This window comes from Rhodospirillaceae bacterium (assembly GCA_016722635.1).
Lineage (GTDB): Bacteria > Pseudomonadota > Alphaproteobacteria > JAEUKQ01 > JAEUKQ01 > JAEUKQ01.
This window is the reverse complement of sequence record JADKIX010000006.1, coordinates 1-8,043: the sequence shown is the minus strand read 5'-3', so window position 1 is coordinate 8,043 and position 8,043 is coordinate 1. Positions and strand designations below refer to the sequence as shown.

14 protein-coding genes are annotated in these 8,043 nt (G+C 43.8%); all 14 read left to right on the top strand.

The annotated features are described in order from the left end of the window. Positions 1 to 57 precede the first annotated feature (57 nt). Positions 58 to 501 (top strand): hypothetical protein, encoded by a 444-nt coding sequence (locus tag IPP67_03730; GenBank protein MBL0338296.1) that lies wholly within the window; start codon positions 58 to 60, stop codon positions 499 to 501. Beyond that, complete coding sequence (locus IPP67_03725) at positions 485 to 1,360, top strand: hypothetical protein (protein MBL0338295.1); 876 nt, start codon at positions 485 to 487, stop codon at positions 1,358 to 1,360. Before IPP67_03730 ends, IPP67_03725 begins: the two co-directional genes overlap by 17 nt. Beyond that, positions 1,335 to 2,516 carry a hypothetical protein gene (locus IPP67_03720; GenBank protein MBL0338294.1) on the top strand — a complete coding sequence of 394 codons (1,182 nt, stop codon included), beginning with the start codon at positions 1,335 to 1,337 and terminating at the stop codon, positions 2,514 to 2,516. The genes IPP67_03725 and IPP67_03720 overlap by 26 nt, the downstream gene beginning before the upstream one ends. Before the next feature lie 60 nt (positions 2,517 to 2,576). Next, positions 2,577 to 2,906 carry a hypothetical protein gene (locus IPP67_03715; protein MBL0338293.1) on the top strand — a complete coding sequence of 110 codons (330 nt, stop codon included), beginning with the start codon at positions 2,577 to 2,579 and terminating at the stop codon, positions 2,904 to 2,906. Positions 2,907 to 3,304: 398 nt separating this feature from the next. After that, positions 3,305 to 3,820: a hypothetical protein gene (locus IPP67_03710; protein MBL0338292.1), complete on the top strand. Its 516-nt coding sequence runs from the start codon at positions 3,305 to 3,307 to the stop codon at positions 3,818 to 3,820. 11 nt (positions 3,821 to 3,831) lie between these two features. Further along, positions 3,832 to 4,272 (top strand): hypothetical protein, encoded by a 441-nt coding sequence (locus tag IPP67_03705; protein ID MBL0338291.1) that lies wholly within the window; start codon positions 3,832 to 3,834, stop codon positions 4,270 to 4,272. Beyond that, positions 4,232 to 4,552, top strand: a complete 321-nt coding sequence (locus tag IPP67_03700) for a hypothetical protein (protein MBL0338290.1) — start codon at positions 4,232 to 4,234, stop codon at positions 4,550 to 4,552. Before IPP67_03705 ends, IPP67_03700 begins: the two co-directional genes overlap by 41 nt. After that, entirely contained in the window at positions 4,539 to 5,186 is a 648-nt protein-coding gene (locus IPP67_03695) for a hypothetical protein (protein ID MBL0338289.1), read from the top strand. The genes IPP67_03700 and IPP67_03695 overlap by 14 nt, the downstream gene beginning before the upstream one ends. Before the next feature lie 142 nt (positions 5,187 to 5,328). After that, positions 5,329 to 5,628 carry a hypothetical protein gene (locus IPP67_03690; GenBank protein MBL0338288.1) on the top strand — a complete coding sequence of 100 codons (300 nt, stop codon included), beginning with the start codon at positions 5,329 to 5,331 and terminating at the stop codon, positions 5,626 to 5,628. Further along, complete coding sequence (locus IPP67_03685) at positions 5,564 to 5,953, top strand: hypothetical protein (protein ID MBL0338287.1); 390 nt, start codon at positions 5,564 to 5,566, stop codon at positions 5,951 to 5,953. Before IPP67_03690 ends, IPP67_03685 begins: the two co-directional genes overlap by 65 nt. Before the next feature lie 19 nt (positions 5,954 to 5,972). Further along, positions 5,973 to 6,230, top strand: coding sequence for a hypothetical protein (locus IPP67_03680; GenBank protein MBL0338286.1), 258 nt, complete (start codon positions 5,973 to 5,975; stop codon positions 6,228 to 6,230). 184 nt (positions 6,231 to 6,414) lie between these two features. Further along, on the top strand, positions 6,415 to 7,047 hold the full coding sequence (locus IPP67_03675) for a hypothetical protein (protein ID MBL0338285.1): 633 nt from the start codon (positions 6,415 to 6,417) through the stop codon (positions 7,045 to 7,047). 21 nt (positions 7,048 to 7,068) lie between these two features. Next, the gene (locus IPP67_03670; GenBank protein MBL0338284.1) at positions 7,069 to 7,515 is read left to right on the top strand and encodes a WD40 repeat domain-containing protein; all 447 of its coding nucleotides are present in this window, start codon (positions 7,069 to 7,071) and stop codon (positions 7,513 to 7,515) included. Continuing rightward, on the top strand, positions 7,484 to 8,043 hold a 560-nt coding region (locus IPP67_03665; GenBank protein ID MBL0338283.1), incomplete at its 3' end, for a hypothetical protein. The genes IPP67_03670 and IPP67_03665, both read left to right, overlap by 32 nt.

The following is an 8,043-nucleotide window of genomic DNA, read 5'->3' as shown; positions in this document are numbered from 1 at the left end:
GGAGCCAGTAACACACTGGTGCGTGCATCGTTGGGTACGTCAACCGTGCCAGAAACTTTGGGTCAAAAAATTGTGCAAACAACACCAATGGTGCCAACAACACAAGGAAGTTTTACTTTCAACGGTGTTAGTTATGATATTTCTGCCGATCCGTTAAAAGATACGGGGACGGCTCATCTCGCATTGGCGGGCAGTGAAAAAAAATTGGTGGTGGTGCCACTTGGTGGGCCAGCGCTATTTGATCCAATGGCGGGGCTTGACGCGTTGACAGTTGCCAAAAATCAAAAGGGTGCTTCTGTTTATTTATTACCAACTGATGATGGCGCTCGTTTGATTACGAACAGTGCTTCAGATGGTTCTGATAAAGATTTTATTAGAGATGCTGCTGGGGTTTCAATTAATCAACAAATTGTTTCCATGACGGCATCGCAGCCCGAAGATTTTGATCAAGCATTAATTTTGCTGCTGTTTCGATGGGTCTATTGTGCCGGTAACGTTTAAAGACCAAGCGACTGAGATGATAATTTTGGCACCAAGTGGCTCATTAAAAAACTGGGCGTCTGATACTGTTACCGATACGAGTGTTGCTATGCCAGTTCCGCAACTTGTTTACGATGGTGCAACTGAAGTTGACGTGATTGATGGCGTTAATCGTGGAGTTGCGGTGCTCAAGCGTTCGCGTGGTAATGCTGGTAACGCGGTTGATGCATTGACGGTGGTAAGTGATGATGGGATTCCTGCGAATAATAAAGCGCATAAGTTACGTGTTGATGCGGAAAGCGACGGGTTATATCGTACAAATCCTGCAGAAACAATTGCGTTTTATGCGCCGGGAGATCCAGAACCCATCACGCGTGCAATCATTGGGTCTGACGTTGATATGGTCTGGGATGAGCCGCTGCAACGCTTATTTATTGGTTTGTCTGATGTGACGCGTGGGCACAATGTTGGTGCCGTAACTAATAAATCTGGGGGTGTGTGTTCAGTGTTGGTTGGTAAAGTTGATGCTAACCAAAAAATTACGCTTTATCCCGTTCTTAAAAATCCAAGCTCATATCTTTTTGCTGATGTACGTAATCCAGATGCAGCGAGCTTTGTAGAAAAAGATGCAGGAAATTACAATAAATACATTCTTGGTTTTTATGAAAATAATACTAACAATAACAACACAACCACACCCGTCGATCTTTTTGCTAGTGCACGAGCCGTGCGAACGATGCATACCAGTACTGGCAAAAGTTATTTGATTGTGAATGGTGGCGTTGGTTCGCGTACCAATAATCCGCGCAATGTAAATACGCAGATTTATGCTATGCCATTGGTCGATGAAGGCAATGATGCCGGATTTGTTGGTTTTTGATTCAAATGGTGCTGCGAGTGTTCTTGATTTTGCGCCATTTTTGAAGCCTGTTCGTACGAATATTCAAGATGCGATCAAAGAAGTTGATGGCTTGGCAAATCCTTTAACAGCAACAGCAAAAATGGCGGTAAAGGATATCGTTAACCAAAATCCACCATTGACTGCTAACGCACTTGCATCAACAATTTTGGAAGAAATTTATAAATATAGTGATCGTAGGACAGCTGCTCTTGCTGTTGAAGCACGCGTAAAAATATCTGGAACACAAAATCCTGTTACCGTTGCTGCGGCGCAAGCATTTTTAGGGAGTCCATCTGGTATTGCCACGGCTATTCTTCAAAATAGAATTTCTGAAGTTTCGGTTAAAAGCGATCTTCAAAAAGCGGCTAAAAAAGCTGTTCGTGGTATGGTGGCTAATAATAAAGAAACTGGTGCAGCTGCGGCAATTCAAGCTGGTGCTGGCTGGGCTTTGCATCAAGTGTATGAGAGTACGTTTAGAGATGATTTCTTGCAGTTGGTACACAATATGCCTGTCAGTTCTCAGGTACAAACGATTGTTGGAGCCGACCCACAATTACTTTCATTTGATACGACTTTAACAATTACTGATATGCAGGTTCATGGTGATAGCGATTATGTTTCAGTAGCGGGTGAGCGTGATGCTGAGCATGTGGGTGAAGCCGGTATTTTTGCAAGTAAAGCATTGTTTAATGAAAAAGGCGCTATTCGTGCTTGGACCCCGTGGCAGCGCGTTATGGGGCGCCCAGAAAAAGTGTATGGTTTTGATTTTGATGATGAGACCAGTAACTTTTGGTTTGTAACAGAAGATTCGAGTCAAAAAATAAATACGGTGCGTGTGACTGAGTGGGGCAAGGGTGACAATGTGTTGCATAGCGATACGCAAACAATGAATGCGCCGCTGTCTTCGGTTCTTGATACCGTGTTTGCCAATGCCGGTGGGCTCTTTGGTTTGTTTGATTTTTCACCAGATACTTACGGGTTTAAAGAGCGTAATCTACAAGCTGTGGCGCCAAACCAAAGCCAACGCTATGAACAGTTTGGTATGATGGTGGCGACTGGTCAAGGCCGCGTTGCGTTAATCGAAAGTGGTATTTTTGCTAATAACGTTTTTGCGCCAACTGGTCCTTTTTATTAGTAGCTCAACCAGCGATGTTTCAGTACGAATTTTAGTGCCAATGATGCTGATGGTGCAGGGTTGGCTCTTGGGCAGCTTGGCGCCATAACGTGTGCTGAAATTGCACGCATGCCGCTTGATGATGCGTCGCCAAACAGTGGTCGGTTATTTGTGGGTGGGGAGTTTGGTGTTGCTGTTTTTGTACAAGGGTTTAATGGTAAAGGCTGGGACACACGTATTAATAAGGGCTTGAATAAGTTTTCGAGTAGTGCTGCTAGTGCGAGCTTTCCACGTGGCAAAAACTGGCGGTTTCTACGTTTAATGAAGTTGGCGGACGATGGAACGACAGAAAATATTTTTAAAGATGTGCGGCGCATTATTTCTGATCAACATAATTTTTATACATTTTAACGCGTGATACGTTATACCGTCTCGATATGAATCAGTTAGAAAAGGTAGCGGAAACAGCATTTCCGAACAAGATACAGCAACAAGGACGCAGGCGAATATTAAAGATAAGTATCTGGTTGAAGTTGCAAGCGTTGCCAAATCGATCGATGGACTAGCAAATATTTTTGATCCTGAACTGGATGAATTTTTTGATGTTATGGTTTTGCAGCGAGACGTGCAAGGTTCATCAATGAGCCCTGTTGATCTTACAGCTACCGCCAACGTTGTTGCTTGCAACAACCAGGTTATAATGTAAACGATTCGGCTACATTGACCGATGATTATCAAAAACATATCCAAAACAGGCTGATGTTACGAATATTTTTTGGCAGCAGAAAAAAGACCTTGGGCCAACACTCATGTTTGAGTTTTATTCATCATCGCGTGGCAATCGTTTAGTGCAAGATGTTAATCAACCAGATCAGTCAAAAAAAGTAGCTGTTTTTACCGCAGAAGGAAATTTGTATACTTTTGCACTTGATCAAAATCAAGAGTTTTTAGCGCGGTATCGTTTTAATGTGAGTGCTGGCGATATCACGTCAATTGCAGAACCGTACGTTGATGCGAACAATACGCCGACCGATTATTTCTTTAAAGTCGGCTCATTTGATGAACCAATCAGCGACGCAGAGTTTATGGGGCTGCTCGATTATTATGCGCGAACCAAACATTTTGGCGGTGATAATTTTGTGAATGCAGTACCCGTACGACCAGCATCAAGCTCTTTCATAAAAAATCCAATCACTCATAAATTTGAAGAAATTGACTTTGATCTCAGCTTAAGCTTGCCATTGCAGCAAGCGCGGTTGGTACAAGATACGGCTTCGGGTGCGGTGTATGTGCCAGGCGAGTTTGGTGTGCGCGTGAATGAATAAGGATGAGCATAATGAAAAAGATATTTTTAGTAGTTCTTGGCATTTACCCCTTTGTTGGTGCGATTATAAAAAGTGTGCCAGTTGTTTCAAACGTTCCAAGCGTTTATTTTGATAAAACGGCTTATGCGGTAGTTGATGACCAGCCGATGCTTTTTCTTGGTTCTGCTACCGAGTTAACGACCACCAATCCTGCCATAATGCCCAATGAAACGAATTTTACGCTTGCGCGGTTAGTATTAGAAAATAATAATGAAACCGAGCAAGTTGCGGTAGTTCAATCATTGACGCCTGCCAAAGTGACGTTAAATGGTGTAGCGAATCAAGATAATCAGTTGCTAACAAAAAAAGTTAAGCATCTTGGCTTGTATAAAAATTCGTATCCCATTGTGGTGCCCGAAACACCAGCTACAAATGCGTCACCAACCAGTAACCAATTTTTTTGTTGTTACTGATGTGGCTGCTGGTACTAAAATGTTGAGTACGAAAGAGAATGCGCTTATCAAAGATGCGGCAAATCAAGATGTGACAACGGCATTGGCAAATGTTGCTGGCGGCAATGATTTTGTTTTTGTTGCCGTGCCAGATTCAACAGCAAGTAGCTTTGGTGCTGCTGCTGGTGTTAATCGTGGCGTTGCCATACTCAAAGAAGTTTCAGAAAAGCAGGAGGCGGCAACCGTTTCATCGTTTCAGCAACTCAATGCACGTTATGGATATTATCATGGGCTTTGTTGATACGACCGCCAATATTGGCAAAGGCAATACGTTTTTGCTGAGTCCATTTATTTACAACCCAACAAAGCTCATTTTTATGACGATCAAAACATTGGCCATGATTATGATGTGGCGGTGTATAATGTTATGGAGCAGATGGATAAGGCAAAGTGCTGTTGCGGGGCAATCAGGTGCCAACGCTGCAAGCGTAGTAAATGCCGTAACGCCGGTTCCTTTTGGCGCATTTCTAGTAAACAATGTTGATGGTGGGCCGCTACTAAATATGGATGGCGTGCCAGTGACGTACGCAACGTTGAAGGCTAATAAATTTTTACAAACGTATACTTCGTTAACGGCGGTGCTAGTGGCAGCTCAAAAAGCAGCAAATGGTGGTGGCAGTGCTGCGTCTGTCCGCGATGCGGTAAATGTTGAGGTAATGAACCAAATTATTGCGGTACAATCGGCTTCTAATGCTGCGATAGCAAGCGAAAGGGTTAATACGATTGAAGTGCCGTTTGATTTTATTTTGATGGTACAGCCAATCGTAAATCAAGTCGTGGTGTGCGTACAGCACAAAATAGTGGCGATGCTGACATTACGCTTTCTGCGCCGATTCTTAAAACTATGCAAACAAGTACTGGTAGGCCGTACCTAATTTTTAATGGCGTTACCAGTCAATCGCCTGTTGCGGTTGGTGGGGTGTTGTTTGGTGGGGGGCTTGAAGATCGTGTGTATGCTATTCCATTGATTGGTGAGATGGTAAATGAAGAGCCAGCCTCTAAAGGTTCCGTTGCAAAGTGACGACGCAGGGCGTAACTGCTTATCCGTACAATGTACCGACAAGCATCAGTGAAATGCCGCTCAAATCGCATTCTGCTGTTGCGGTTGGTGGTAGCGATCCTTTATCCGGTGCTGATATCCAAGATATTTTTGTGCAGGGTGATTCGGTGTTTATGGCGCTAGCCGGTTTTGATAATGGTAACGTCGGCATATTCAAATCAACGGCTATTTTAAATGAACAAGGTTTTATTGTTGATTGGACGCCAGCAGGGCGCGTTATGGTTCGGTGCAAAAAAAGCATATGGCGCGGGGCTTGATACAACAACCGGAAATTTTTATTTTTTGGGCACACAAAACGACGCTGATCCACTCAAGCAAATGATTCCCAATGCTGGTCAAATTACCACGTGGGGCCTGGGTGATGCTTCGCTTCATGGCGGCACACAAGATGGTTTATTGAGTACGCAATTGAGTGCATTGTTTTCTGCAAATACGGGCGGCGTGCATCAAGTTTTAAATTTTGATGAAAACACACCAAGTTTTTATCGTGGTCGTTTTTCAATGATGGTGGCGGTGGGTTCGCGTCAACTTGCACTTATTGAACAGGTGCGGTTTTGGCTGGGAGTTTGTACCAACAGCTAACTTTGCTGGTACGATTTATGTGGAAACTGATCCTTTGCTGACGGCGATTGCGCCCTTGCGTTGTGTTGCCATAACGCAGCAATTTAATCGGTTGAGTACTGATACAACACAACCAAACGGTAATCCTGCGACTGGCCAGTCGCTTATGTTTGTGGGTGGTTTTGGTGGTGTGGTAAAAGGAACGGCCACCGATGCTGCAAATGAAAAGAAAGGATTGCTGGATGTTTCTGAAATTACGTGGTCAAACAGTAATCTGACCGATATCAAAGACCCGTGATAAAAATAGAGCCTTGCCTGACCAGATTTATGTTGACGCTACTGGCGCTCGCAGGGTGCGCAACGGTGCGCTGTATGTGCTTACTAATAAAAATTGTATCGTCGCGCGCTTAATGGTGCTGCCAATGGAAGTCTTGCTGTTGAAAGCGGCAACGACTTGGTGGTAGCGCGTGATAGTAATAACAATGATGTTGTTTTGTTGCAACGCCGCAGGGCCTTTAGGGTCGGTAAATACTCTTGGCGGGTCGCTTACCGAGTTGCGTGCTGTTTCTGGTGGTGGTAATGAAACGTTGCAACTTGATTATTTGTCGGGTAATCGCAACGGTGTGCCGCAGCTGCCGGGAAATCTGTACGCGCTTATGCGTGGACAGCGTGTTTTAGATCCCCTTGAAGTTGCTGAAAACGAAGCAAATGATATTGTGCCGTCGCGAGATATTGTTACGCAGGTGTATCGTTTTGCGGTAATCGAAGATTCTGTAGGGACTATTAACATTCAGATTATCGACAAACGCGGTGCTGATGCGACTCAACAAGTTGCAGGCCCGCTGGTGCAATATGATCAGTATCGTAGTAGTTTTGCAACTGATGGTGCGCTTCTTTTTAACACCAATCCAAAAGATCAGACTTCAAATGATTTTGTGCGCGTTACCTCAATTTCAACCACAACAACGCAAGACAGCGTTTCAAATGATAATTCAATTACCGCAGCGCTTAATGTTGATCTTGATAAAAATTATAACGTCGGTACTATCGTGCGTGATAGTGCCTCTGGTGCGTGGTATGTGCCCGGCGATTGGGGAGTGCGCGTTAACGAATAAAAAAACGAGAGAAAAAACAACATGTCGATACAAAAAATAATCGTGTGTATGTTGATGTTGACCGGTTTTGCATTACATACATCGTTGCATTCGTTTTCGGTTGAAATGTCGTGGGTGAAGCTTAATCTGCAGGGCGATGAAGATGAGGCTATCTGGTGTGCTGCGCTTTCAGCCTCGCCAGATAATAATACGATTTTTGCCATGGGAACTGATACTGGTCAAGTGCTCTTTTTTGACGCAGAAACGGGAACTCGATGTCCGTATGAAATAACGATGCCGTCCAGGAATTGTCGTGCTGAGAAACTTAAATTCTCTCCAGATGGACGCTATTTAGTCTGTCTTTTCGGTTCTTTTGATGATGACGTCTCTACGGTGCTTTGTCAGTATAATGATAAGACCAAGGCGTATGAAATTGTATACTTTTTAAGAGTGATTTTTGGGCTTACCAAGTGTCGATTTTTCTTCTGATAGTCGCACTATTGGGTTGGCTTATCAAAGTGGGCATGTTTTTGTATGGGATCTTCAAGCGGCAAGCCACATACAACAGCACGGTAGTTTTACCAGGAATGATCTCAAAGATTTGATTGACAAGCAATGTGCATTTTCTACGTACGTTCCCAAGGGCGTGCGTCATTTTTCTTTTAAAAAATCTTTTTCAGACTTGTGCTTTGTTGTCGGATCGCAAACCTCTGCTCATAGTCCAACAATGATGCTACGGTTTTTTGAGGGGCCACGATTTGCACCGAACGAAACTAACATGGGACCTGTTTCTTCTCTTGCGCCATACTTTATATTACGCAATAGCAAGGCGAGCTTTCTGACCGATTTGCTGTATGACTCACTGGACTCTCGTAGTGACAGAGAGTTTATTCGTCATCTTCTCAACCCTTGCAGAAGGTGCTTTTATTATATGGATTTTTTTGATGAGCCAAACTTGATCATGATGGCATTTCGCGGTGATGATGGGAAAAGAGGTTATCGTTCAGAGCTTGTCAT

Bases quoted from the DNA above. Each gene is read 5' to 3' on its own strand.
- IPP67_03720 (MBL0338294.1), top strand. From the start codon at position 1,335: ATGATGCCGGATTTGTTGGTTTTTGATTCAAATGGTGCTGCGAGTGTT.
- IPP67_03710 (MBL0338292.1), top strand. From the start codon at position 3,305: ATGTTTGAGTTTTATTCATCATCGCGTGGCAATCGTTTAGTGCAAGAT.
- IPP67_03705 (MBL0338291.1), top strand. From the start codon at position 3,832: ATGAAAAAGATATTTTTAGTAGTTCTTGGCATTTACCCCTTTGTTGGT.
- IPP67_03700 (MBL0338290.1), top strand. From the start codon at position 4,232: ATGCGTCACCAACCAGTAACCAATTTTTTTGTTGTTACTGATGTGGCT.
- IPP67_03695 (MBL0338289.1), top strand. From the start codon at position 4,539: ATGGGCTTTGTTGATACGACCGCCAATATTGGCAAAGGCAATACGTTT.
- IPP67_03675 (MBL0338285.1), top strand. From the start codon at position 6,415: ATGATGTTGTTTTGTTGCAACGCCGCAGGGCCTTTAGGGTCGGTAAAT.
- IPP67_03670 (MBL0338284.1), top strand. From the start codon at position 7,069: ATGTCGATACAAAAAATAATCGTGTGTATGTTGATGTTGACCGGTTTT.